Here is a 23615-nt window from a genome sequence, read left to right as displayed (position 1 = left end):
TGCGATCTCATGCGACGCTAATGACAATCATCCGCATCTATGGCCAGTCGTTTTTTGTCCTTCCGACGCAGGTCGGTCGTGTATGTCGGGAGCAGGCATCCTGCTGAACGCGAGTGAGGGCGGGCGCGGGAACGGTTCGCGCCGCGGGGCATTTCCAGCTTGGCCCGCAAGCCCTCCGGGCCGCTCGGTGCAGTCTGCCAAGGTTTGTTACAGGACGTGTCGCAAGGCGAAATACGCGGGCAAACCCGCGGGAATAGTAGGCGAGTGTCGGGATAGTCGAAGGAGTTGGCTGTGTTGCATCGCAGGACAGAGCGGGTGGCAGAGGGCCACAACACGCAAAAGATCTGCTTCTTCTTCAACGCGCAGTTGCATCATGTCTACCACGCCATGCCCCTGGCGGTGGAGCTTTCGCGCGACCAGCGCTTTGCCGTGAACATCGTGGCAATGACGGACGAGCACCTCGCTCTCGCGCGTGAGATCGCGCATCGCCATGGCGCCGTGCGCATCGGGTTCATCCGGGCAGGCGGTCCCGTGCTTGCGGCCGTTACGCGGGTTGCGGGCGGAGCCACGCCGCCCAAGCTCCCCGCGCTTGCGGCAGCGCGGAGCCTTCTGGCCGGTTATGACGCGATCGTGGTGCCCGAGCGGACCTCGCTGTTGCTGCGCCATGCGGGGCTTCGCAGGACCACTTTCATCCACACCTGCCATGGCGCCGGAGATCGCGCGGTCGGCTACGACAGGCGCATCCGCCAGTTCGACTTCGTCCTGCTTGCCGGGGAGAAGCAGCGTCGCCGCATGCTGGACGAGGGCCTGATCCGTGAAGGGCACTATGCCGTTGTCGGATACGGAAAGTTCGACCTTACCGAAGGGCGGCTGCCCGACCGCCTTTTCGCTCAGGACAGGCCGATCGTGCTCTACAATCCGCACTTTTCGAAGCGCCTGTCGTCGTGGCCGAGCATGGGGATCGACATCATCCGCCAGTTCGCGCAGGACGACCGCTTCAACCTGATCGTCGCGCCGCACGTCAGGCTCTTCGACAATCGCCGGAAGCGCGCGGCGATGGAGCGCCGTCTGGCCGAGTTCGCGGGCAACGGCCATATCCACATCGACCTTGGCAGCGCGGCCAGCGTGGACATGCGGTATGCCAAGGCCGCGTCGGTCTATCTCGGCGACGTCAGCAGCCAGGTCTACGAGTTCGTGGTCCGGCCGCGCCCTTGCCTGTTCCTCGACAGCCATGGCGCGCAGTGGCAGGGCGATCCCAATTACCGCCACTGGAACTACGGGCCCGTCCACCAGAGCGCGGACGGCATCGTCGACAAGGTGGCCGACGCGATCGCCACGCACGATCGCTATCTTCCCGCCCAGCAGGAAGGCATCGCCGAGACGTTCGATCGCGAGGACGTTCCCGCCTCGGTGCGCGCGGCGGAAGCCGTGGCGGACTTCCTGTCGCACCGGCCGTCGAGAGCAAGCGCGCCCGCGCCTCTCGTGCGAAAGCGCCCATCCAAGAAGCCGATCCTCGCGCATGAATGAACAGGCACCGGGCCTGATCTGGGTCGTTGCGCGGGTCCACAAGCCGGATGAGGGCGGGGTGCAGACCTATGTCGCCGAAGTGGCGCAAGCCTATGCGCGTATGGGACTGCGGGTGACGGTCTTCGCGAAGTCGTCCGCCGGGCCACGCCGGGTGGAAGATGGCGCGGTGACGCTCGTCGATGTGGGCGCGGCATCGCAGTTGCAGGTCTACCTGCGGCTCGGCCGGGCGATGGCGCGGGCATGGCGCGCGGGAGAAAGGCCGCAGGTGATCCATGCGTGCACCTGGCGTGCGGGTTTGCCGGCGCTCCTGTTTCCGCGCCCGCTTCTCGTCACGGTCCATGGCCGGGAGATCGGGCGGCCCTCGGGCACGGCCTATCGCCTGATGCGGGCAGTACTCTCGCGTGCGGCGCGGATCGTCGCCGTCAGCGAGGCCACGCGCGGGCTGATGCTTGCCCGAATGCCGTCCGTCGCCCGGCGCTGCATCACCGCTTGGAACGGCAGCAGCGAAGTGCCGGAGCAGCCTGCCGGGATCGACAGCGATGTTGCGCGCGTCATCACCGTCTGCCGGCTGGTGCCGCGCAAGAACGTGCCCGCGGCTGTGAAGGCCAGCCTGCAATGCTTCGCAGAGGGCATTCCCCTGCACCATGCGGTAATCGGGCGCGGTCCGGACGAGCACGCCGTTCGGCGCCTGGTCGAGGAATATGACGCCGGACACGAAGGCGCCCCGGGCAAGGCACCGGTCGAGCTGACGGGCTATGTCAGCGACGAGGAGCTTGCAGCCCGCTATCGAACGGCGGACATCTTCCTGCACCCGCAGGTCGCCCTTGAGGGCGGAGCCGAGATCGAAGGTTTCGGCCTCGTGATTGCCGATGCCATGGCGCGGGGCATCCCCTGCATCGTGGGCAGGGATGGCGGACCGGGCGAACTGGTGCGCCACGGGATCGACGGGATGGTGGTGGACGGGAACTCGCCCGATGCCATCGCGCAGGCGCTTGCCCGGCTTGCCTCAGATGCAGACCTGCGGCGGCGCATGGGCGCAAGTGCACGCGCGTTCGCGGCGGAGAACTTCAGCTGGGACCGACACTGCCGGCTGGCCACGGACGGTCTTCTCGCACCACACGAAGCAGTACCGGAGGGCCGACCTGCCGCTTCTGCCGCAGGATAGTCCCGTAGGTTCGCTCGCTTGAAGGGAAGGTCAGCGTTGCGCGCCCACCGGAGCGCTCATCACGATCTTCATCATCACGCGGGTGGACCGCACGGCGCTCTCCAGCGCGCTGGCGGGCCCTTGTGCGCAATCGACGCAGCTGCCGACTTCCCTGCTGCCATCCATCAAGGCGACCAGCATCGCCTCGTCGCGCGTGAGGCTGGGTCCCGTTCCCGCGGCGAAGGGGCGGCGAAGAGCGCCTTCGAACAGGTTCAACAGGCTGTCGAACGTCGGCACCATCATCTCCCAGTGCCGGATGGCAAGGAGGCGGTACAGCCGGGCCTGTGCGGACAGTCCCTTGTCGCGTGCCGATCGCCAGCGACGGGCCACGGCGGGGATGAGGGCGGGGAGCAGGATCGGCGCCACGAGCCGAACCGAAGGCGGCATCCGGGTGATCGGGCTGTGCATCATCGTCGCGTTCTCCTCAGCCTGAGTCATACGCCAGATGCGAACGACTCGCAACAGGGCGCTTGTCCTTTCGTGGGACCTCTCGGGCATGCGGTCGCAAACAAGCAGGCGGTTGGAAGAGCCGCGCAGGAACCTCATCGCCGATCGCCGGATTTAGCAAGGCATGGACCGAACCGACACACCGCCGCTGCGTTCCGCCTCGCGTTGGCCGAGCGTTCTATGGCTCATCCGACATGGCCAGAGCGCCGGCAATGTCGCGCGCGACGAGGCGCATGAAGGTGGCCTTCATCGCATCGCACTGGATCACCGCGATGTCGATGTGCCGCTCTCGGCGCTGGGGCGCGAGCAAGCCAGGGCGCTGGGCCACTGGTTCGCGCAAGGCGAGGAAGGGCAGCGCCCCGAGGTGGTGCTTTCCAGCCCTTATGCCCGGGCGGTGGAGACCACCGAGCTGTTCCGCGAGGCGGGCGGCTGCCGCGCGGATCTTGGCATCTGCATCGACGAGCGGCTGCGCGAGAAGGAGTTCGGCGTGCTTGATGGGCTGACCACGCTGGGCATCCAGGAAATGCAGCCTGATCAGGCCGAGTTCCGCCGCTTGCTCGGCAAGTTCTACCATCGCCCGCCCGGGGGGGAAAGCTGGGTCGATGTGATCTTCCGCCTGCGCGCCGTGCTCGATACGGTTTCGCTGCATTATGCAGGCCAGCGGGTGATGATCGTCGCGCATCAGGTGGTGGTCCTGTGCATGCGCTATGTGCTGGAACAGATGACCGAGCGCCAGATCCTCGCCATCGACGCCGAGGGCGATGTCGCGAACTGCGCGGTCACACAGTACCGCTTCGATCCGGAGGCCGGGCGCATGGCGCTGGAACGCTACAACGTGGTCGCCCCGATGGACCGCGAGGGAACGCCCTCCACCAGGGACCCCGACCAGATGGTGGCCGCGCGTGGCTGACGCCTTCGCGGGCGTCACGCCGGAGGCGACGCGGCTGGATCAGGCGTGGATCCGCGCCAATCCCCTGCCGCAGCCAGAGGGCGAGGTGGACAAGAACTCGCGCGGGCGCGTCCTCGTGGTGGGCGGTTCGGTCCAGGTCCCCGGCGGCGTGCGTCTGACGGCCGAGGCGGCCTTGCGTACGGGAGCCGGCAAGGTGCGGATCGCTACGGTCCAGCCCGCCGCGCTGGCTCTCGGCGTTGCGATACCCGAAGTCGCGGTTCTATCGCTGCCCTGCGATGTTCAAGGGGAGATCGAGGCCGGGGATGGGATTGAGGGCGAGCAGCTTGCGCGCTGCGATGCCGTGGTGGTCGGCCCGGCGATGGCGAGCGCGGAGCAGGCGTCGCGGCTGGTCGGCGCGATGCTGGAGGACACCCGGTGGAGCGGCGGGCTCGTGGTGGATGCGGCAGCGCTCATGGGTCTTGCCCCGCATGCCGACGCGCTGCGCCGGCGGAGCACGCCTGCGATCCTGACGCCGCATGTCGGCGAGATGGCGGCGTTGCTCGAGTGCGATGCGGAGGCGATCGCGGGAGACCGCACCGGCGCGGTACGCGAGGCGGCGCAGCGTTACGGCGCGGTTACCGTCCTGAAGGGCGGATCGAGCCTGATCGCGGCCCCCACAGGCGAATTGTTCGTGTTCGAGGGCGGCAATGTCGGCCTTGCCACGGGCGGGTCGGGCGATGTGCTGGCCGGGATAGCGGGCGCGCTTCTGGCGCGAGCTTGCGATCCGCTGATGGCAGCGCTCTGGGCGGTCTGGCTCCATGGCGAGGCGGGGCGGCGGTGCGCGGAAGCGATCGGTCCGCTGGGTTTCCTCGCCCGGGAACTGCTGAGCGTCATTCCGCCGGCGATGCGCTCGGCAGGCGAAGATTGAGCGGGCCCGGCAAGCGGCGTTGTAAGCCTCGCCCATGTACGGCAAAGGGCATGCCGATTGCCTGCATCCACGAGGCCCAGGGGAACCATCGCTCCGTGTCGATCCATCCGACCAGACATCGCATGACCCGCATCGCATCGGCCGCCCTGCTTGCGGGAGCGACTTGTGCCGTCCCGTCGGCATCCGCAGACCCGGCGCCATTCGAACTCACCGGTCCCGAGCTCAGGATCGAGGTCACGCGGGGAGAGCGCACGCTGCCCATCGCGCGGGTCCCCAGCCTTGCGGCGGGTGACAAGGTCGTCGTCCACGGTAACTTCGCCGAGGATCAGGGCGCGAAGTTCCTGCTCGTCTCCGCCTTCCTGCGCGGTGCCACGAACCCTCCGCCCAAAGACTGGCTCGATACGGCCGAGACCTGGAAATCGAAGGAAAAGGACAGGGCCCTCACGCTGACGGTGCCAAAGGGAGCGCGGCAGATGGTGCTGCTGCTCGTGCCCGAGACAGGGGGCGCGGAAGGCGTGCTGGTCGATGCCGTGCGCGGCAAGCCGGGCGAATTCGTCCGCGCCAGCCAGGACCTGAACCAGGCATCGCTCGACCATTCGCGGCTTGTCGCGTTCATGGCCGCGATCCGCGCGCAGGGCGATGCCGGGCCGGAGTACCTTCGCACGATGGCCCCGGTCCTGGCGCGAAGCCTCTCGATCAGGCTGCAGGAGGACTGCCTTTCGAGGGTGATCGACCAGCAGGCTTCGTGCCTCGTGCAGAACCGGGAAACGCTGGTCCTGAACGACGTCCATTCCAGCTCGATCGCCGATACGCTCACCGGCACGCCCACGGACCTTGCCCTGCAGCTCAGCGCCACGCGCGAGGGCGGGGCGGGCTACTACAGCGCCTATATCGGCGTGGCGCGCGACATCGCCCGCATCTTCGGCGCGTTCAACAACCCCCAATTCAACTACCTGCCCACGCTCACCGTGCGCCGGAACGCGGCCATGGAACTGCTGCTGAACAGCGCCCCTTCGTTTCAGAAGCCCAAGTCGGTGATGGTCGTGGCGATGCCCGCGGTGGAGGCGGACATCCCGCCGCAGCTGCCCAGCACCGCCAAGGGGCCTTCCTGCGCCGGGCCTGCGGGCGCGCTGCTGCCGGTGGAAGGCGCGCCGCTGGTCTTCTCGACCGGGTTTGCGCACGAAGTGCAGGCGCGCCTCACGTCCGCTTCGGGTCAGGTGCTGGAAGTGGCAGCGACCCCGCGCGCGGACAAGGGCGGCTACCTCGTCGCGACGGACAGCCTTCCGGCCGCTTTCACCGGCCCTATCCGCGCGCACCTGCATGGCAAATGGGGCTTTGCGGCGTTCGACGGGCCGGACTTCGAACTGCAACGCCCCGATGCGAGTGGGTGGGCGGTTTCCGGCGGCGATGGTGTCGTGGTCGGGCGCGAAAGCCAGGTCGTGCTGGAAGGATCGGCCCCGGCCTGCGTCGAGGAAGTGCTGCTGCGGCAGGGGGATGCAGGGCCCGTCCCTCTGAAGTGGAGCGCCGAGGGAGGGCATCGCCTTGCCGTGACCCTGCCGCTGGAGCGCACCCGTCCGGGCGAGGTCCGGATCGAGGTTCGCACCCGGGGCGTCGGGCAGGCCAGTGCGGTGGTGCTGAAGGCGCGCGCCGAAGCGAGCCGGATCGATGGCATCGATGTCCATGCCGGTGACAGCGAGGCGCAGCTTACCGGCCAGCGGCTCGATCAGGTGCGTTCGGTGACGCTGGGCGAGGTGGAGTTCCGCCCCGACCGGCTCACGCTTGAAGGTTCGGTCGATCGCCTGCGGCTGCTGGCGCAAGGCGGCGGTCGTGCTCCGCTGCAAGGGTCGGGAGCACAGGCGACGGTGAAGCTGGAAGGTGGCCGCAGCCTTTCCGCGGCCGTGCGCATCGCCCCGCCGCGGCCCGCAGCTGCGCTTCTCAGCCGGACGGTGAACCCCGCGCCTCCTGCCAAAGGAGCGATAGCGGTGGACATCGGCAGCGCGGGCGATCTGTTGCCGGACACCGGCGAACTGGTGTTCTCTGTAAAGGCGGGCGCTAGCACGAAGCTGGCGGCAGCTGACGTGATCGAGATCGCGCCGCTGGACACGGAGGCTGCGGTCCGGCTTTCGGCAGGGAGGGGCTTGATGCTGGAAAGCGCTGAGGTGCTGGTGGCGCGCTTCAGGGGCGCAGACCTTCCCCCCGGCACGTTCGGGCCGCTCAGGTTCCGGCTCGTCAGCGGCGGCGTGGCGGGAGACTGGCAGCCGCTTGCCACTCTGGCCCGGCTGCCCCGGATCGAGGCGGTGACGTGCGAGAGCGAGCAGTGCGTGGTGAAGGGAAGCGGCCTGTTCCTCGTCGATGCGATCGGGGCCGACCCGGGGTTCGCCAAAGCGGCGACGGTGCCTTCGGGCTACACGGGCGCCAGCCTGCAGGTTTCCCGGCCTGCCGGGGGCATGCTGCACCTGCGCCTTCGCGACGCCCCGTCAGCCATCGTGCGAGTGCCGGTGGGCTGACCGAAGCGCGCTTGCGGGCGCAGAGCTCGCGCTCAGCCTAGCCGCGCTCAGCCTGCCAGCGAGACCAGCCGGTCGGGCGTGAGCATCTCGACCTTGGGACATCCAAGCTGCGCCATGGCCGCTTCCAGTTCAGTGCGCAAAAGATGGATCATGTGCGCCGCGCCCGCCATCCCGGCAACCGCGAGGGCGTGCATCTGCGGGCGGCCGACCAGCACTGCGCGTGCGCCAAGCGCCAGGGCCTTCACCACGTCGGTCCCCTGCCTCACACCGCCGTCGAGCAGCAGGGGCACGGCCCCTCCGGTCGCCTCGGCCACCGACTGGATCAGCTCCACGGGGCTCGGCAGGCCATCGAGCACACGGCCGCCATGGTTGGAGACGATGAGACCATCCACGCCTTCCTCCACCGCCCGGCGCGCGTCGTCCGCCAGCACCATGCCCTTGACGAGGATCGGCAGGCGAGTGGCGGCGCGCAGCCACGCAAGGTCTTCCCATCCCGGTGCTGCGGCGGCAAGGGGCGTTCCCAGAAGGATCGCACCGCCCGGTGTCGATGTCTGCCGGGGGCGCGGCATGCCGGCAAGGTTCACCGCCTCCACCCCGTCGGGCAGGACGATGCCCGAGGGTTTCAGACCGGCATCGATGGTCAGGACGATCGCTTCGTAGCCCGCTTCCTCGGCGCGGCGAACCAGTTCGAGGCTGTGCCCGCGTTCCTGCTGGAGGTAGAGCTGGAACCATAGCGGCGGCGCGGGGCGCGCGAATTCGGCGGCGAGAAGGCGGGCGCATGCGGCGATGTCTTCCAGCCGGACGCTTGAAAGCGTGCTGGCCACCATACCGGTATCGAGCGCCGTGGCCGCGCGCGCCGTGGCCAGTTCGCCGTCGGGATTGGCAAGGCGCTGGTAGGCGATGGGTCCTAGCATGATCGGCGCCGCGTGCGAGCGGCCGAGCAGTTCGATGCGCGTGGTCCCGGAAAGGTCGGCCATGGCGCGCGGCAGGAGCCCGATGCGATCGAAGGCCGCGCGGTTCTCGCGAAGCGTGATCTCGCGTCCGGCCCCTTCCTGCACATGACGCCAGACCTCGGGCGCCATGTGAGCGGCGGCACGGCGCTCGTAATCGGCCAGGCTGCGCAGGTCTGCGGGGATCTCGGCCAGCGGCGGGAGAGGCGCGGCGGCCTGCCCGTCGCTCATGTGGCGGACCACTGGCGCAGCAGGTTGTGGTAGACCTGCGTCAGCGTATCGACCGAGGAATGCTCCGGATGATCGGCGGCGACGGACTGGATCGCACCGTCCAGCTCAAACATCAGTCGCCGCCGCTCGGGCGAGGCGATGAAGCTCTGCGTCCAGAAGAACGAGACGAAACGCGTCCCGCGCGTCACCGGCTCGACACGGTGCAGGCTGGAGCCGGGGTAGACGATGAGGCTCCCCGCCGGAAGCCTGGCGGTGTGGGTGCCGAACATGTCCTCGATCACCAGCTCACCGCCCTCGTACTCATCGGGATCGCTGAGGAAGAGCGTGCCGGAAACGTCCGAGCGCAGATGCTCGCCGGTGCCCGGAATGGGGAAGATCGCATTGTCGACGTGGTTGCCGTAGTGGCCGCTCCCGTCGTAGCGCGAGAAGCGCGGCTGCAGAACTTTGGCGGGAAGCGCGGCGGCGATGAACAGCGGCGTCTTTCCCAGCCTGTCGAGCACGCGGTCGGCCAGTTGCCTTGCCAGGGGATGGTCGAGGGGAAGCTGTTCGTTCTCCTTGACCCGCGCGGCGCGGTGCCCGGCAGTGGCGCGCCCGTCCGCCCAGTCGGCTCTTTCCAGCGCGTCTCGCATCTCGCGCACTTCGGCGGCGTCGAACAGTCCGGGAATTTCGATGACCATGGGAAGCTTCTTCGCCCAGGATGCACGGGCTGGCAATGATCGGGGTCAACGGGAAAACCCGGCGGCGCGCACTCGGTAGCGCGTCGCCGGGTCCCCGGTTGGGACGGGACGGTTCAGATCTTCCCGATCAGCGTCAGCACGGCCGAGCGGGCGTCGCCCGGAGTGGCCCAGCCGTTGTTGCGGATGCGAGTGTAGTACAGCTTGTCGCCGATGTTCTTGACGTTCAGCTGCGCCGAGAAGTTGGGCGAGATCTCATAGGCCAGGTAGCCCTGGTGGATGAGGAAGTCGTCCGAACGGATCGCCGATGCCGTAGGCGTCGCCGCCGAAAGCAGGAAGCTGCCCTGGTACGTGAAGCCGTAGCCCACCGTCAGGCCGAAGGGCAGGCGGTAGGTGGTGAACAGGCTGCCCGAGTGCTTGGGCGTCTGCGTCAGGTACTGGCCTGCGCCCGGGTTCGGGTTGGCGGGCGTGTTGGAGCAGCTGCCCGAACCCGGATTGGCGAGGCACCTGTCCGAGACCGACTGCAGAAGCTCGGCGTCGAGGTAGGTATAGTTCGCCGTGATCGTCCAGTTCGGCGTGATCGCGCCGGACGCGCCGAGCGCGATGCCGTCCACGCGCGACTTGCCGTCGAGCTGCTGGTTGGGCACGGTCGGATCGCCCGAGACGACCGCGTACTTGTCGCGCTCGTTGCGGAAGGCCGCGGCCGTCAGCAGCAGGCCGCCGTCGAACAGCTCGCCCTTGACGCCGATCTCGTAGTTCTTGGCCGATTCCGGGTTGATGTTGCAGGTGGCGTTGGTGACGCCGGGCGTCTCCGCCGTGCACGAGCCGTTGACCGAGTTCTTCGACGGTGTGCGCGAGTTGCCGTAGGCAGCGTAGATGCTCACCGCTTCCACCGGCTTGTAGTTGAGGCCGACGCGGTAGGAGAACAGCGTGTCGGCGTTGCGGGCTTCCGCTCCGGCGATCGTGACCTGCCCCAGCGGCACGGCCACGCCCGCGACGGTGCAACCGCCCACGGTCGTGCAGATCGTGTCGGCGCGGTTGGTGCCCACGTTGCGCTCGAGGCGGGCGCCTGCGCTCAGTTCGAACTTGCCCAGCTTCATGGTGTCGAACAGGTAGCCAGCGACGTTGGTCTGCTCGCCGATGGTGTGGCCCGCGCGGATGAAGTTCACCGGGCCCACGTAGACGTTGCTGCCATACGTGAAGTACGGGCTCGCCGGGCCGGTGACGACCTCGTTCGGGTTGGCGATGTTGACCAGCGGATAGCGTGAGTAGGGCACGGAACCGTCAGCCCCGCGAAGCGAGTTGCCGGTGTAGAGGTCGTACTTTTCCCAGGTCACCGCGCCGCCGACGTCGATGGTGTGCTCGATGGCGCCTGTGTTGAACACGGCCTTGATGTCGAGCTGGTCGAACATGAGCTGGTTGCGCGTGTCGCGCGTGTTGCCGCGCGGACCGCCGATCAGGTAATAGCCTGCGGGCAGCAGCACGGTGCCGGCAGCGCCCACGTTCACGGTGCACGCAGCGCCCGTCGGGGTGAGGCCGCTCTCCAGGCAGTAGGTGCCCTGCGGCGGGCTGACCTGCGTCAGCTGGCGCGAATCCTGCCAGCGCGCAAGATTGCGGACGGAGACGAAGTCGCTGAACTCGTGCTCGAAGATCGCGGTCAGCTGGTCGACGTTGATGCGCTGCTTGTCGAAGTTGCGATAGCCGAAGTAGTCGCTGCGATCGACGCCGGGGACGCCGCCGCCCAGATAGTACGGCACGCCGTACTGCGGGATGTTGTTGTCCTCCTGGTGGTTGTACTGCAGCGTCAGGCGGGTCGGCCCGTCGATGCCCACGGTGAGCGAGGGCGCCACGCCCCAGCGCCTGTAGTCCTCGACGTCGCGGCCGGGCACGTCGTTGCGGTGCCACATCGCGTTCAGGCGGAAGGCGACCACGTCGGCGACGCGCTTGTTGAGGTCCACGGTGGCGCGGTAGTATTCGTCGGTGCCGATGCCTGCGGTGGCGACATAGGCGTCCTCCGCCTTCGGGCGCTTGGTCACGATGTTGATGTTGCCGCCGACCGAACCGGCGCCCGAGATCACCGAGTTTGCACCGTTGGTAACTTCGACCTGCTCGAGGTTGTAGGAGTCGGTGCGGGTGATCTGCGCACTGTCGCGTACGCCGTCGACGGTGATGTCGTTGCTGGCGCTGTAGCCGCGGAACGTGATGTTGTCGCCGGGGCCCGTGCCGCCTTCACCGGCGCCGAAAGTGATGCCCGGCACGGTCGAAAGCACGTCACGCAGGGTGAGGAGGTTCTGCTGCTCGATCACCTCGTTGCTGAGCACGGTGATCGTCTGGGGCGTGTCGCGGACAGGGCGGGTGCGCTTGGGCGATTCCAGAACACGGCCGGGTTCTTCGGTGATCGCGGTGTCCGAAACCGTGACGCCGCCGAGGCTGCGCTCCGTCTCGGCCTGCTGCGCGTGAGCAGCGGCCGGCGCAAAGGCCGGAGCGATGCAGGACAGCGCCAGGAAGGTGCGGCGCGCGGCCGCCTTGGAAGGCTTGAGTGACATGTTTTCCCCTCATGTGTCGCACTTGACGCGAGGGCTGATATTGAGAGTCACTCTCATTAGCAAGCGTCGTTTTCAAAATTGTTCTTGTCGTTATTCAGTTCTGAATACACGTCAGTGTGTATCGGCGGCTGGTGAATGGACGCGGGCGCGCCCGACCCTTCGTCAATCGTCTTCGATCATCGCTTCAAGGGCGGGGGACAGCCATTCTTCCAGCTCGTCGCCCGTGCGGGTGAGAAGGCGGACGGCGAGCTTCTCGCGGCAGGCGAGGTTCTGTGCGGCAAGGGGCGCGTGAACGCCCAGCGCCGTCGCCCACGCATCGGCTAGCATGGCGGAAGGGTGGATGACGCTGACCGAAACGGCATGCTCCACCGGCAAGCCGCTGCGCGGATCGATCGTATGGCGCCCGCGCACATAGTCGCCCGAGGTCGCAACGGCGAGCTGGTGCAGCGCGATCCGCAAGAGTTCGGGCTCGCAGGCCGGCGTCTCGACCTCCACCCACCAGGGATCGCCGTCCGGCCTCAGCCCCATGCCGACAAGCTCCCCTCCGATCTCGACGAGGGCATGGTCGCAGCCCCTTTCGCGCAGCAGCAGCGCCAGCGCATCCACCGCGAAGCCCTTGGCGATGCCGGAAAGGTCGAGCCGCAGCCCTCCGGGCTGTCGAAGCCGCGCAGGCTCGTGTTCGTGGAGGAGGCGGCCGTAACCCGACACCGAAAGCGCCTGCGCGATTTCTTCGGGACCGGGCGGGCGGGCGACTTTCACCGGGCCATGCCCCCAGATGTCGACCAGCACGCCGACTGCCGGGTCGAACGCTCCGGCGGAGCGCTCCGCCACGTCGAACGCGGCATCCATGACCCGGGCGAAGTCCGCAGGAAGGGAGAGCCATGCTCCCGCAGGCGCCGCGTTGAAGCGGCCGAGGAGCGAATCGGCGCGCCAGTGACTCATCTGCCCGAGGATGTGTTCCAGCCGCGCTTCGATGGCGGCAGCGGTCGCCCCCCGGTCAAAGCCGGGCGGCGCTGCCACGCTGACGCTCCAGCTGGTGCCCATGGTTTCGCCGCCCAGCCGCACGATCGCCGCGTCCTGTCGCCAGGTGGCGAAGCACGCGGGATCGATCGCAGGCGGTACGGCGAAACGCAAGGGTCGGACTTCAGCCGCTAGGCCCGGTTCAGGGCGCGACGACCTCGAGCGTGCTGCCGAAGGTCATGCGACGGGCAGAGGCGCGCTTGTCGCTCGGCTTGGCGTCCTCGGTCGTGGCGCTCATCCAGTACATGCCTGCGACGGGCCACTTCACGCGGACCATGCCGTCCGCACCGGTGGTGAGTTCCTGCGCATGTTCGGCCTCGCGGTACTTCTTGCCGCCGGGCACCAGCGTCACCTTCACGCCCGCCGCCGGCTTGCCGTCGACCAGGAAGCGGAACTGCGCCTCCTCGTCCGAGACGAGCGCATCGGGGTGGGTGACGGGATCGAACTCCAGCCCCTTGCCGGTGGGAGTCAGCACGCCCTTGGTCGGAGCATCGGCGCTGACGTAGATAGCGTAGGTGGACAGCGATTCGGTCAGCTTCACCTCGGTGGCGCCGGCAGGGATTTCGGCCACGCTCGCGACCATGCGCATCGGCTGGCCGCCTGCCTGACCGCCCGCCGAACCCGGCGCTCCGGGAGCGCGGGCAGGAGCCGCACCGGCAGGAGCTGCGCCAGCGGGAGCCGCGCCGCTAGGCCGTGCGGCACCGGGCGCCATCGGCGGACGGCGGCCGCCCACGCGCCACTGCTCGCCGTTCAGCTTGAAGGTGCCGCCGATCATCGAGCGCTCCATGCCGATCTTCCAGGTGCCCGGCTTGTCGATCGCGACGTCGAAGGTGCCGCGATAGCGCCCCTTCGACGGGTTCTCGACCTTGCCTTCGCTGCCGTCAGGCGCCCAGACCTTGACCGCCGCCGGGTCCAGGGCGACGTGGTCGGGATAGAACAGGTCGTTGGAAACCGCGGCATCGACGGTCACGTATTCGCTCGTGCCGGCAAGCGTGGTGGTGGATGGCAGGAGCCACTGGCGGTGAGCCATCGCCGGAGTGGCAAGCGCCGAGGATGCGGCGGCGGCGGCGATCAGGACAGTACGAAAGCGCATGGAAGTTCCCCTGTTGACTGGTTCGATGAAAAGGATCGGTTCAGCGGATGGTGATGGTGCCAAGCTCGGTCTTGCCCGAGGCCGAGCCGCCCTTCGCCGGGACCGAGAACGGCACCGACACCAGTTCGCGCCCGCCGGTCTCGCGCGCGGCCTCGACCTTGAAGACGTATTGTCCGGCGGGCAGGTTGGCGGGGATCGGCACGGTGTAGCTGCCGGGCGCGCGGGTTGCGCCGCTCACGCCGTTCGCCGGAAGCTTCATGGTGTTGCCTCCCTTGCGCCACCAGCTGCGCAGGTCCGCCAGCCACTTGGTGCCAGGTTCGCGGCCGCCCTTCTTGACGTCGTACCACACGAAGACGGTGCGCGCGCTGCCGCCGCCAACCGGCTCCAGCCAGCCTGCCACGTAAGGTCGGTGGTATTCCGCCACCTTCACCTGCGGGATGGTGATCGTCACCGAGGCCGCCAGAGCGGGCGTTGCGACAAGTCCGGCGGCCAGCAGCGGCATCGCGGGCAGGATCTTCGATGATGTCATCACGGGCTTTCTCGTCAGTGGATGAAAAGGATCGCCAGCAGCACCGGCGCGATGAGGCTGAGCAGCACCAGCGGCCATGTCATCGGCCGGTGCTTCGCGTGGAGCTGAAGCAGCAGCAGGCCGGTCAGCGTAAAGACCACGCAGGCTACCGCGAACAGGTCGATGAACCAGAACCACGCGTCGCCGGTGTTCCGCCCCTTGTGCAGATCGTTGAGGTAGGAAATCCAGCCGCGATCGGTCACCTCGGCCGAGACCGCACCTGTCGCGCGGTCGATGCTGACCCAGGCGTCGCGGCCCGGTCCCGGCATCGCGACATAGACCTCATCATCGCCCGTCCAGTCCGCCGCCCGCCCCGCCGGGTCGAGTGGAACGGCCTTCGCGACGGCGCTGGCGACCTCGGCCGGAAGAGGAACCGTGGCGTCGCCGGGAGCGGGCAGGGCGGCGAGAAGATCGGCCGGGAGCCGCCCCTCGCTCCTGGTCACGACCGGTTCGGCCGCGATCGATGCCGCGTGGTTGAGCGTGATGCCCGTCACGGAGAACAGGAACATGGCCGCCAGCGAGATCGCCGCGCTCACCCAGTGCCAGGTGTGCAGCTGCTTGAGCCAGATGGCCCGGGCCTTCTTGTTCTTGCGCTTCGGCGGTGCCGCCGGGCGGGTGCGCGCAGGCTGCGGCGCGCCGTGCCCGCCGTCTCCGGCGGGGCGACGGTCGTGCGAGCCACGCGAGGCGGTGTCGGCAAGAGCATCGGCGGCTTCCAAGTATCGCATCCTTCGCTGAACCGGGGGAGGGCGGCGCGGGGGGTATCCGTGCGTGGCGAGCCGAAGCCGCCTGCCCTCTGGACGAGCCGGTGCTTAGTGTATATGCAAATCACTCGCAATAGTGGTTGGCAGGAGATTACAATTGGCGACACTCGCGGCTTCCACTGCGGATGACTGGACCGGCGTTCCTGCCGCAGGCGCTGCCGGCGCCGCTTCAGGGCACCCGGCGGACCGTGAAGGTGCCATCCTTGCCCGGACCTTGTCCGAGCCTGTCGCTGCCACATCCCATTTCCACGAGCGCGGGTGTTACCGTGCGTCCGGCGGGGCGCGGCCGGTGGCGCTTATCGCCTCCGCGGGCGCGATCCTGGGTATCGTGGCTGCGATGGCGACACTCAACATCGTCGCCAAGCACAAGGAGCGTTCGCGCCTGACGACGATCGAGGTGAGCGAGCTTGACGTGACCCCGCCTCCTCCTCCGCCCGAACCGACGCGGCTGGAAACGCAGCCCGCCGCTCCCTCGCCCACCGTGGTTCCCCGACCGATGATCGAGGTGCCTTCGCAAGGTCCGGTGCAAGTGGCTGTCGATGCGCCGCCGCCCGCAGCTCCTCCGCCCAGCGCGCCCAGCCAGGGCACCGCTTCCGCCGCAGCGCCGGCCGTCTCCCCGCCGGCAGCCACCACCCAGGACGGCGGCGACCTGTCCAGCAAGGTGCTGTTCGCCAAGCCGCCCGCCTACCCCACCGACGCCCGTCGCGCGCGCGAGCAGGGGACGGTCAAGCTGCTCGTGCTGGTGGGTACGGACGGCAGGGTGAGCGACATCAAGGTCGCCGCGAGCAGCGGCAGCCAGCGGCTAGACCGTGCGGCGCTGCAGGCGGTGCGCCGCTGGCGCTGGTCGCCGACGATGAACGGGGGCATCGCCACCGCCGTGCGCGGCTATGTGACGATACCCTTCGTGCTGGTCAACGCGGCCTGAGTGCGCCGAAAGCCTCAGACCTTCTGGTCGAGAGCGGCCCGCAAGGTGCGCATCGCCTGTTCGAGCTGGGCCGAGCTATAGGGCTTGTCCAGCAGCACCGTGGGCTTGTGGCCGCTGGCAGCATCGTAGCCGCCGCTGGCGATGGCGTGGGGGATGGAGCGGCCGGCAACTTCGGCGATGACCGGGTCCGCCTTCTCGCCGCCAAGGTTGAGATCGATCACGGCGACGTCGTAGGAGGCGGTGCTTGCACCCTCCAGCGCGGCCGGGAGAGTGGCGTAAGGGCCCACCACCGAGCAGCCGAGGTCCGCCAGCATTTCCTCCAGCAGCATCGAGACTAGGAACTCGTCCTCCACCACGAGGACACGAAGGCCGTTGAGATCAGCTGGTTGGTCAGACATTCGATAGGCCTCGTGCGCGCGCGGCAGTGCGATGCCGTGGGGGCTTATTGGCAAAGCGAAGGCGCAGGGGCAAGGCCATTCAGCCGCCGATGATCTCGCGGATGCGACTTGCCAGCACGTCCATGGCGAAAGGCTTCGTCACCATCGCCATTCCCGGTTCCAGGAAGCCCGATGCCATGGCGGCGCTTTCGGCATAGCCGGTCATGAACAGCACCTTGAGGTCCGGGCGCAGGGCGCGTGCGGCCTCGGCTACCTGCCGGCCGTTCAGCCCGGGCAGGCCGATGTCGGTGACGAGCAGGTCGATGTGCCGTTCCGATTGCAGCACGGAGAGGCCCGAGGGCCCGTCCGCCGCCTCGATCGCGGTATATCCCAGTTCGTCCAGCACTTCGAGGATGAGGCCGCGCACGACCGGTTCATCCTCCACCACCAGCACCACTTCGCCATCGCGCGCGGCAGGCGGGGTTTCCTGCACCACGTTCTCCTCCTCCACCCGCTCCGCGCCGTGGTGGCGGGGAAGATAGAGCTTGATCGTGGTGCCTTCGCCTTCCTCGGACTGGATGCGCGTGTAGCCTTCCGACTGGCGCGCGAAGCCGTAGATCATCGAAAGGCCAAGACCCGTGCCCTGGCCGATCGGCTTGGTGGTGAAGAACGGCTCGAACGCGCGGGCGGCCGTTTCCCGGTCCATGCCAACGCCGGTGTCGGTGATGGAGAGGCAGATGTACTGCCCGGGCGTCACGTCGCGCTGGAGGCCCGCATCGTGGCCTTCAAGGTGGGCATTGCAGGTCTCGATCGTCAGGCGGCCGCCAGAAGGCATCGCGTCGCGCGCGTTGATGACGAGGTTGAGGATCGCGCTTTCAAGCTGGTTGGGATCGCAGCGGGTCTGCCACAGGCCGTTGGCGAGGACGAAATCGAGTTCGATGTTCTCCCCCAGGGTGCGGCGGAGCATGTCCTCCATCGAGGCGATAAGGGGGTTCGTCTGGACCGGGCGAGGATCGAGCGGCTGGCGGCGCGAAAAGGCGAGAAGCCGGTGCGTCAGCGCCGCCGCGCGTTCGGCCGAGGTACGTGCGCCTGCCAGCCAGCGGTCGAGGTCCTGCGTGCGCCCGTTCGCCAGGCGGCGGTGCATGATGTCGAGGCTGCCGGTGATACCCTGGAGCAGGTTGTTGAAGTCGTGCGCGATGCCGCCGGTCAGCTGGCCCACCGCCTCCATCTTCTGGCTTTGGCGCAGCGCTTCCTCGATGGCGCGCTGGTCCGTGATGTCGCGGCCCACGGCATGGATGCGGCGCCCGTCCGGCACCGCGGTCCAGGCGATGAGCCGATAGTCGCCGTCCTTCGCGCGGTAACGGTTCTCGAAAGCGATGGTGCGCTCTCCGGCGGAGAGCTTGCTCACTTCCGAGGCGGTCGCTTCGCGGTCGTCTGGATGGACGAAAGTGGCGATTCGGCGGCCGAGCATCTCGCCCTCATGCCAGCCCAGCAGCCGCTCGGCGGAGGGATTGACGGCGGTGATGAGCCCGGTGAAATCGCAGACCAGCATGAGATCGCGGCTGATCGACCAGAGCCGGTCGCGGTCCTGCGCGTAAGCTGCCTCGAGCTGTTTCTGTGCCTCGATCTCGGTGTTGGTGCCGACCCAGGCGGTGATCGCGCCGCGCGCGTCCGCCAGCGGCAGCGCGCGGGTGAGATGCCAGCGCCAGTCCCCTTTGGCATCGCGCAGGCGCATCTCGGTATCGAAGATTTCGCCGCTCGCGACCGCCCTAGCCCAGCGATCCAGCACGGTTTCGCGCTCGTCAGGGTGGATCAGCCGCGCCCAGCCATCGCCGTCCAGACTGCCGCGCGGCTCGCCCGAGTAGGCGTAGACGCGGTCGTTGAACCAGTCGAGCCGCCCGTCCGCCTGCGCCGTCCAGACCTGCGTCGGCATGTTCTGGGCGAGCGCGCTGAACTGCGCCTCGCTGGTTTCCAGCGCGAGCTGGGTGCGGCGACGCTCGGTGATGTCCTGCACCACGCCTACCATGCGCAGCGGGGCGCCGTCGGGCCCAAGCTCGAAATCGGCCTTGCGCGAGATCACCCGCTGTTCGCCCGTGTCGGCGCGGTGGATGCGGTATTCCACGTCGAGCACGGCTGCGGCGTCGTGGCGGCGTCCCGAGGTGGAAATCAGCTCGCGGTCTTCGGGCACCACGAGCCGCTCGAATATCTCGGGCTCCATCGCGCCGCCCTGTTCCACGCCGAAGATGCGGCAGAACTCGTCGGTGCCGGTGATGGTATTGGTCCGCACGTCGATGGAGAACAGGCCCACGCCGCCCGCCACCTGTGCGCGGCGCAGCTGGTCCTCGCTGAGCCTGAGCGCGGTCTGCGCCTCGTGCTCGTGAGTGCGGTCGCGCATGAGCTTGACGAAGCCGATCACCGCCCCCGCGCCGTCGTGCAGCGGGCTCATCTCGCTCAGGCCCCAGAAGCGCTCGCCCGATTTGCGAAGGTGCCAGCGCGCATCGTGGGCGCGCCCGGTCTCCAGCGCCTCGCGCCGCTTGGCCGCGGGGCGGCCGACCGCGCGGTCCTCGGGCGTGAAGAAGACGTCGATGGGCCGGCCCAGCATCTCGGGCTCCGTCCAGCCCAGCATCGCGGCGGCGCCCGTGTTCCAGAGTGTGATGCGCCCGTCGAGATCGGTGGCGACGATGCCGTAGTCGATCGCGCCGTCGAGGATCTGGCGGTTGTACTCCTCCCGCTCGCGCAGAAGCCCCTCGGCGCCGACGCGCTGGATGTGCGCCCAGGACCGCTCCGTCACCTCCTGGATGACGCCGAGTTCGTAGGCGCTCCAGACGTGAGGTTTGCTGTCGTGGATGGCCATCAGCGCGGTCAGGTGGCCCTGCTTCACCAGCGGCATGCAGATCGTTGCGGCAAGGCCGATGTTCTGGAAAGTCTGTGCCTCGTGCGGCGCGAGTTCCGCGCGGTTGTCGTTGATGATGAGCGGGCGACCGGCGGAAAGCTCGCGTACGGCCCGCTCGCCGAAGTCGGCAAGCTGGTAGTGCCCCAGGATAGAGGGAGAGCCCGGCGCGTGCCAGTTGCCGCGGATGGTGAAGCCTTCGCCGTCCGCGTCCATGTCGGCATAGGCGCAGTTGCTGATGCCCAGGTGCTGGGCGGTGAGGCGAGTGGTGATCGCCAGGATCTGGTCCGCGCCCCGGCAGTCCGCGACCATGCGGCTCAGGTCGTCCAGGAAGCGCAGCCGCGCCTCGCGCTCCTGCAGGGCCTCGGCGGCGAGATGCGCCTCGGTGGTTTCCACCACGATCGCGAGGACGCCGGCGGGCTGGCCATCGTCGCCCGGAACGGGGGAATAGTCGAGGTTCATCCACACCCGCTCGGGCCTGCCGTCGCGGTGGAGAGTGAGCATGTGGTCGCGGTAGCTCAGGGTCTTGCCGGCAAGGCCCACCCGCATCACGTTGTCGTTGAACTCTGCGACTTCGTCCCAGCCGTCGCGAACGTTGGAGCCGAGCAGGCGGCCATCGCGCGCACCGGCGAACCGGGCGTAGGCGTCGTTGTAGAGCATGACCCCTTCGGGCCCCCACAACAGCACCAGCGGCACGGGCGAGGGAAGCATCATGCCCACGGTATTGCGCAGGCTGACGGGCCAGTCTTCGATCGGCCCGATCGGAGTGGAAGCCCAGTCATGCGCAGCGATGCGGCGGGAAAGCTCGCCTTCGAGCCCCATGAACCCCGCGCCGTCCTCAATCTTGCGCGTCATTGCCCCACTGCATCCCTTTGCGCACGCGTCGCGCAGCCCCCGCGCCATCCTGTGCACGGCTGAACACATCGCCCGCCGAAGGGTTCCGGGTCAAGTGCAGATCGATTGCAGACCGTTCGTCGCCGTGGAACAACGCCATGGCCTTCCACGGAAACCGGGCGGGCACGGCATGCGTAGAGCAGGGGTGGAGCGGCGCGCGTTCGCGGGCGACGCATACGAAGGAGATGGAAGCCATGCCGGGCGGCGGAGAATACGAGCCCCAGGATTCGCGCAAGGTTACCGGCACTGCCGGCGATCCGGGCAAGTCGTGGCGGGAACAGGAAGACGCGCGCGAAGGTCGCGGCGAGTACGAACCGCGCGACCAGCGCAATGTCACGGGCCAGCCCGCGACCGAGGCCGACCGCTGGCGCAACGAGGAAGCCGAGCCCCCGAAGGCGGCCGGTGAGCCATCCGAGGATGTGCGCGCGAAAGCGTCGGACGCCTGACCGTCAGCCGTTGGCGACCCGCGAAAGCGCGCGGGGCGTGAACGGCGCGTAGACGGGCGGCTGAACGGGGCTGGGGCCAAGGTTGGCCCCGATGCTGGCCCGACCCCGGCCCTTGCTCTTGGCATCGTAGAGGTTGCGGTCGGCGCGAAGGTATGCGGCCGGAAGGTCGGCCGCGGGGAACTCCACCGCGGCGCAGCCGATGCTGAGCGTGCCCGGTGTGTCCCTCCCCGAAGTTTCGTTGCCCCCGAAGCTCCGGCACAGGGCCTGCGCGAGATCGAGAGCGGAAGCCTCGTCGAAGCCGGGAAGGAGAACGGCGAACTCGTCGCCTCCCAGCCGTCCGACTATAGCCGAGCCGGGGCACCGCAGTTGGAGATACTCCGCGAGAGAGACCAGCAGGCGGTCGCCCTCCTGATGGCCGAAGCGGTCGTTCACCGCCTTGAAGTGGTCGATGTCGATCAGCAGCAGCGCGCCGCGCCCGTGGGTGCCGCCCTCGGCCAGGGTCTGGACGCGGTTCTCGAAGCCCCGACGGTTGTAGAGGCCGGTCAGCGGGTCGCTTTCGGCCAGGCGAATGACATGGCCCTCGCGCCGCCGGCGCAATGCCGCCGCGATGGACATGGCCAGCGCCACGGCGACCAGAGCGCCCTCGAACAGCGAGACGACGATCATCGTCCCGGCATAGCTGGAAAGATCGACGAAGGCTCCTGGCGCAAAGGCGCACAGCGTCTTCACCGTATAGAAACTGCCGTGGATCAGGAATGTCCCCGCCAGCATGCGCGTCTCCGATGCGCCGGTTCCGCTGGTGCGTGGCAGGACGCTCGCCGCCTTCAGCGAAAGCACCGCCACCGCACCCGCGTTGAACAGCGACATCAGCTGGTCGCGCAGGGTCCCTGCCTCGTCCATCAGGGAAAGGCCCATGGCGAGGCAGCTGGCGACCGGCACGAGGAACCAGGCAGGCGCAATCCGGCGGCCCGCGAAAGCGGCGGCTCCGTGCAGGAAGGCAAGGTGCGCAAGCGGCACCATCGAGTTGGCGATCCAGACCCCAACGACGAACGAGCCTTCCTGCCGCATCGTCGAAAGCGAGGAGCCGATGACGATCGAGGAGAAGCCCAGCGCGAAGCTGAGCAGGAACGCCTCGCGCAGCGCGCGCCACTCCATGAACAGGAAGGCCGCCGCGACGAGGGCGATGCCGTTCGTCATCAGCAGCATTGTCTGCGCGTCTACCGCCATGATTTCCCGAACCCCGCTCATTTGCGCGGATGCCTACGGTATTATCCTAAACAAAAGGTGCATTTCGGGTGGCGCCGGCAATCCGGCGTCGGTTGCGGTGGATGCCATGGCGGGCGGGTTGGACAGTGGATCGAACCACGGGCCCGGCGCGTTTCATGGTCGTAGCGTTTCGGCAAAGGGCGCGGAGCGATGTTTCGCGCCGGCCGGTCCGCCATTCAAGAGAGACCGAAGGAGAGCATCCATGAACCGACGTGACCCCAATGCACACAGCCGCCAGGCTGGCGGGTATCGCAGCGACGACAGCTCGTGGGATTCGCCCCGGCAGGCCAACCAGTGGCAGGCAGATGCCGGTCGGCAGCAAGGCTCGGACTGGGATACCGAAGACAGCGGGCGGAGCGACTATTCCCGCCAGAGCCGTTCGCTGGAAGGCCGCTATGTAGGCGATCCGCGCGACGAGTCTTCGGATCGCCAGCGCGGCGAAAGCTGGGGCGGGGGCGAGCGCAGCCACCGCGATCGTGGCAGCTATGGCGCGAGCCAAGGCTCCAGCTACGGGTCCAGCTATGGTGAGAGCGGCGGCTACGGGCGCGGACGCTTCCGTGGCAGCGAAGGCGGCTATGACGCCCACCAGGGTCGTGGGCGCGCTGCCGACCGGGGCTATCGCTTCTCGGGCGAGCATTCTAGCGACTATCACCCGCACGACTACGACGCCAGCGGCGGCAACCGCTATGGCAACTTCACCAGCGAGGAGTTCGGCGGCCGCGACTTCTCGCGCAACGAACGTTCCGGCCTCTCCGGCGGCATGAGCCCCAGCAACAGCTACCGTCCGAGCTACGGCCCGGGAAGCTGGTCGAGCGGGCGCGATCATGACGACGATTCCGCCTGGCGCGACTATGGCGAACGCCGCGGCTTCCTGCAGCGCGCAGGAGACGAGGTTGCCAGCTGGTTCGGTGACGAGGACGCCGCCCGCCGCCGCGAGGCCGACCATCGCGGGCGCGGCCCGTCCGACTACACCCGCTCGGACGAACGCATCCGCGAGGACGTGAACGATGTCCTCACCCACGATTCGCGCCTCGATGCCAGCCACGTGCGCGTTCAGGTGAAGGATGGCGAAGTCACTCTCGAAGGCACGGTCGACAACCGCCTGGCCAAGCGCCGCGCCGAAGACCTTGCCGATGACGTGAGCGGCGTGCGCCATGTGCAGAACAACCTGCGCCTCTCCAGCACCGGCCTCTCAAGCACCGGCCTCTCCGGCACGGGCTCGCGATCCGAGGGGCTGACCGCAGGCACCAGCACGCCCGGCTACTCGCACACGGCGACGAGCGGAAGCTCCACCGGTGCCTCGTCGACGGGCTCCTCGCAGACGGGCTCATCGTCGATCGGCGGGACGAGCACGAGCGCTTCGGGCTCTGGCGGCACTAGCGCCAGCAGCACCGGAACGAGCGACACCAAGGGCGTGACCGGCGGCTGAGCCGTCGCATCGACCACATTCGTTTCCTCGGGAAGGGGAGCCT

At 68.3% G+C, this 23615-nt stretch carries 19 protein-coding genes; 8 read left to right on the top strand and 11 right to left on the bottom strand.

Features of this window, described 5'->3' with window-relative positions; all coding sequences use genetic code 11:
* The first annotated feature begins 291 nt into the window (after window positions 1-291).
* Together GR702_RS12130 and GR702_RS12125 are read left to right on the top strand one after the other, a co-directional pair.
* The gene (locus GR702_RS12130) at window positions 292-1527 is read left to right on the top strand and encodes a glycosyl transferase (RefSeq protein WP_419880298.1); all 1236 of its coding nucleotides are present in this window, start codon (window positions 292-294) and stop codon (window positions 1525-1527) included.
* Entirely contained in the window at window positions 1520-2692 is a 1173-nt protein-coding gene (locus tag GR702_RS12125; protein WP_160986155.1) for a glycosyltransferase family 4 protein, read from the top strand. The genes GR702_RS12130 and GR702_RS12125 overlap by 8 nt, the downstream gene beginning before the upstream one ends.
* A 30-nt stretch (window positions 2693-2722) precedes the next feature.
* Here the strand turns inward: GR702_RS12125 and GR702_RS12120 are convergent, their stop codons facing one another.
* The gene (locus GR702_RS12120; protein WP_160986154.1) at window positions 2723-3142 is read right to left on the bottom strand and encodes a hypothetical protein; all 420 of its coding nucleotides are present in this window, start codon (window positions 3140-3142) and stop codon (window positions 2723-2725) included.
* A 160-nt stretch (window positions 3143-3302) separates the two neighbouring features.
* On the opposite strand from GR702_RS12120, the gene GR702_RS12115 reads away from it, so the two are divergent.
* The 3 genes from GR702_RS12115 to GR702_RS12105 all read left to right on the top strand — a co-directional run bounded on the left by GR702_RS12115 (window position 3303) and on the right by GR702_RS12105 (window position 7502).
* A complete protein-coding gene (locus tag GR702_RS12115; protein WP_160986153.1) occupies window positions 3303-4088 on the top strand; it encodes a histidine phosphatase family protein in 786 nt (261 codons plus the stop codon).
* A complete protein-coding gene (locus GR702_RS12110) occupies window positions 4081-4995 on the top strand; it encodes an NAD(P)H-hydrate dehydratase (protein ID WP_160986152.1) in 915 nt (304 codons plus the stop codon). The genes GR702_RS12115 and GR702_RS12110 overlap by 8 nt, the downstream gene beginning before the upstream one ends.
* A gap of 122 nt (window positions 4996-5117) precedes the next feature.
* Window positions 5118-7502, top strand: coding sequence for a hypothetical protein (locus GR702_RS12105; RefSeq protein WP_160986151.1), 2385 nt, complete (start codon window positions 5118-5120; stop codon window positions 7500-7502).
* 47 nt (window positions 7503-7549) lie between these two features.
* On the opposite strand, the gene GR702_RS12100 is transcribed toward GR702_RS12105, so the two are convergent.
* The 7 genes from GR702_RS12100 to GR702_RS12070 form a co-directional block, all read right to left on the bottom strand.
* Window positions 7550-8683 (bottom strand): alpha-hydroxy acid oxidase, encoded by a 1134-nt coding sequence (locus tag GR702_RS12100; RefSeq protein WP_160986150.1) that lies wholly within the window; start codon window positions 8681-8683, stop codon window positions 7550-7552.
* Entirely contained in the window at window positions 8680-9360 is a 681-nt protein-coding gene (locus tag GR702_RS12095; RefSeq protein WP_160986149.1) for a Fe2+-dependent dioxygenase, read from the bottom strand. The genes GR702_RS12100 and GR702_RS12095 overlap by 4 nt, the downstream gene beginning before the upstream one ends.
* Window positions 9361-9473: 113 nt before the next feature.
* Window positions 9474-11903, bottom strand: coding sequence for a TonB-dependent receptor (locus tag GR702_RS12090; RefSeq protein WP_160986148.1), 2430 nt, complete (start codon window positions 11901-11903; stop codon window positions 9474-9476).
* 162 nt (window positions 11904-12065) lie between these two features.
* Window positions 12066-13037, bottom strand: a complete 972-nt coding sequence (locus GR702_RS12085; RefSeq protein WP_237449689.1) for an FAD:protein FMN transferase — start codon at window positions 13035-13037, stop codon at window positions 12066-12068.
* Window positions 13038-13065: 28 nt separating this feature from the next.
* The gene (locus GR702_RS12080; protein WP_160986147.1) at window positions 13066-14016 is read right to left on the bottom strand and encodes a DUF4198 domain-containing protein; all 951 of its coding nucleotides are present in this window, start codon (window positions 14014-14016) and stop codon (window positions 13066-13068) included.
* A gap of 40 nt (window positions 14017-14056) precedes the next feature.
* Entirely contained in the window at window positions 14057-14545 is a 489-nt protein-coding gene (locus GR702_RS12075; protein WP_160986146.1) for a DUF2271 domain-containing protein, read from the bottom strand.
* 14 nt (window positions 14546-14559) lie between these two features.
* On the bottom strand, window positions 14560-15300 hold the full coding sequence (locus tag GR702_RS12070; RefSeq protein ID WP_272916670.1) for a PepSY-associated TM helix domain-containing protein: 741 nt from the start codon (window positions 15298-15300) through the stop codon (window positions 14560-14562).
* Window positions 15301-15442: 142 nt separating this feature from the next.
* Here GR702_RS12070 and GR702_RS12065 point away from each other — a divergent pair, with 142 nt between their 5' ends.
* Complete coding sequence (locus GR702_RS12065) at window positions 15443-16270, top strand: energy transducer TonB (protein ID WP_160986144.1); 828 nt, start codon at window positions 15443-15445, stop codon at window positions 16268-16270.
* A gap of 14 nt (window positions 16271-16284) precedes the next feature.
* Here the strand turns inward: GR702_RS12065 and GR702_RS12060 are convergent, their stop codons facing one another.
* Both GR702_RS12060 and GR702_RS12055 read right to left on the bottom strand, forming a co-directional pair.
* Window positions 16285-16668 (bottom strand): response regulator, encoded by a 384-nt coding sequence (locus tag GR702_RS12060; RefSeq protein ID WP_160986143.1) that lies wholly within the window; start codon window positions 16666-16668, stop codon window positions 16285-16287.
* Between the two features lie 79 nt (window positions 16669-16747).
* The gene (locus GR702_RS12055) at window positions 16748-20392 is read right to left on the bottom strand and encodes a PAS domain S-box protein (protein ID WP_160986142.1); all 3645 of its coding nucleotides are present in this window, start codon (window positions 20390-20392) and stop codon (window positions 16748-16750) included.
* Window positions 20393-20529: 137 nt separating this feature from the next.
* Between GR702_RS12055 and GR702_RS12050 the strand changes: the two genes are divergently transcribed.
* Window positions 20530-20877 carry a hypothetical protein gene (locus tag GR702_RS12050; RefSeq protein WP_160986141.1) on the top strand — a complete coding sequence of 116 codons (348 nt, stop codon included), beginning with the start codon at window positions 20530-20532 and terminating at the stop codon, window positions 20875-20877.
* Window positions 20878-20880: 3 nt separating this feature from the next.
* Here GR702_RS12050 and GR702_RS12045 read toward each other — a convergent pair whose 3' ends face one another.
* Window positions 20881-22125, bottom strand: coding sequence for a GGDEF domain-containing protein (locus GR702_RS12045; protein ID WP_237449688.1), 1245 nt, complete (start codon window positions 22123-22125; stop codon window positions 20881-20883).
* 220 nt (window positions 22126-22345) lie between these two features.
* Here GR702_RS12045 and GR702_RS12040 point away from each other — a divergent pair, with 220 nt between their 5' ends.
* On the top strand, window positions 22346-23572 hold the full coding sequence (locus GR702_RS12040) for a BON domain-containing protein (RefSeq protein ID WP_160986140.1): 1227 nt from the start codon (window positions 22346-22348) through the stop codon (window positions 23570-23572).
* Window positions 23573-23615 lie beyond the last annotated feature (43 nt).

It is taken from the genome of Novosphingobium silvae (assembly GCF_009856825.1).
Lineage (GTDB): Bacteria > Pseudomonadota > Alphaproteobacteria > Sphingomonadales > Sphingomonadaceae > Novosphingobium > Novosphingobium silvae.
The sequence above is the reverse complement of the archived record's forward strand: the minus strand, read 5'-3'. Positions and strand labels throughout refer to the sequence as shown.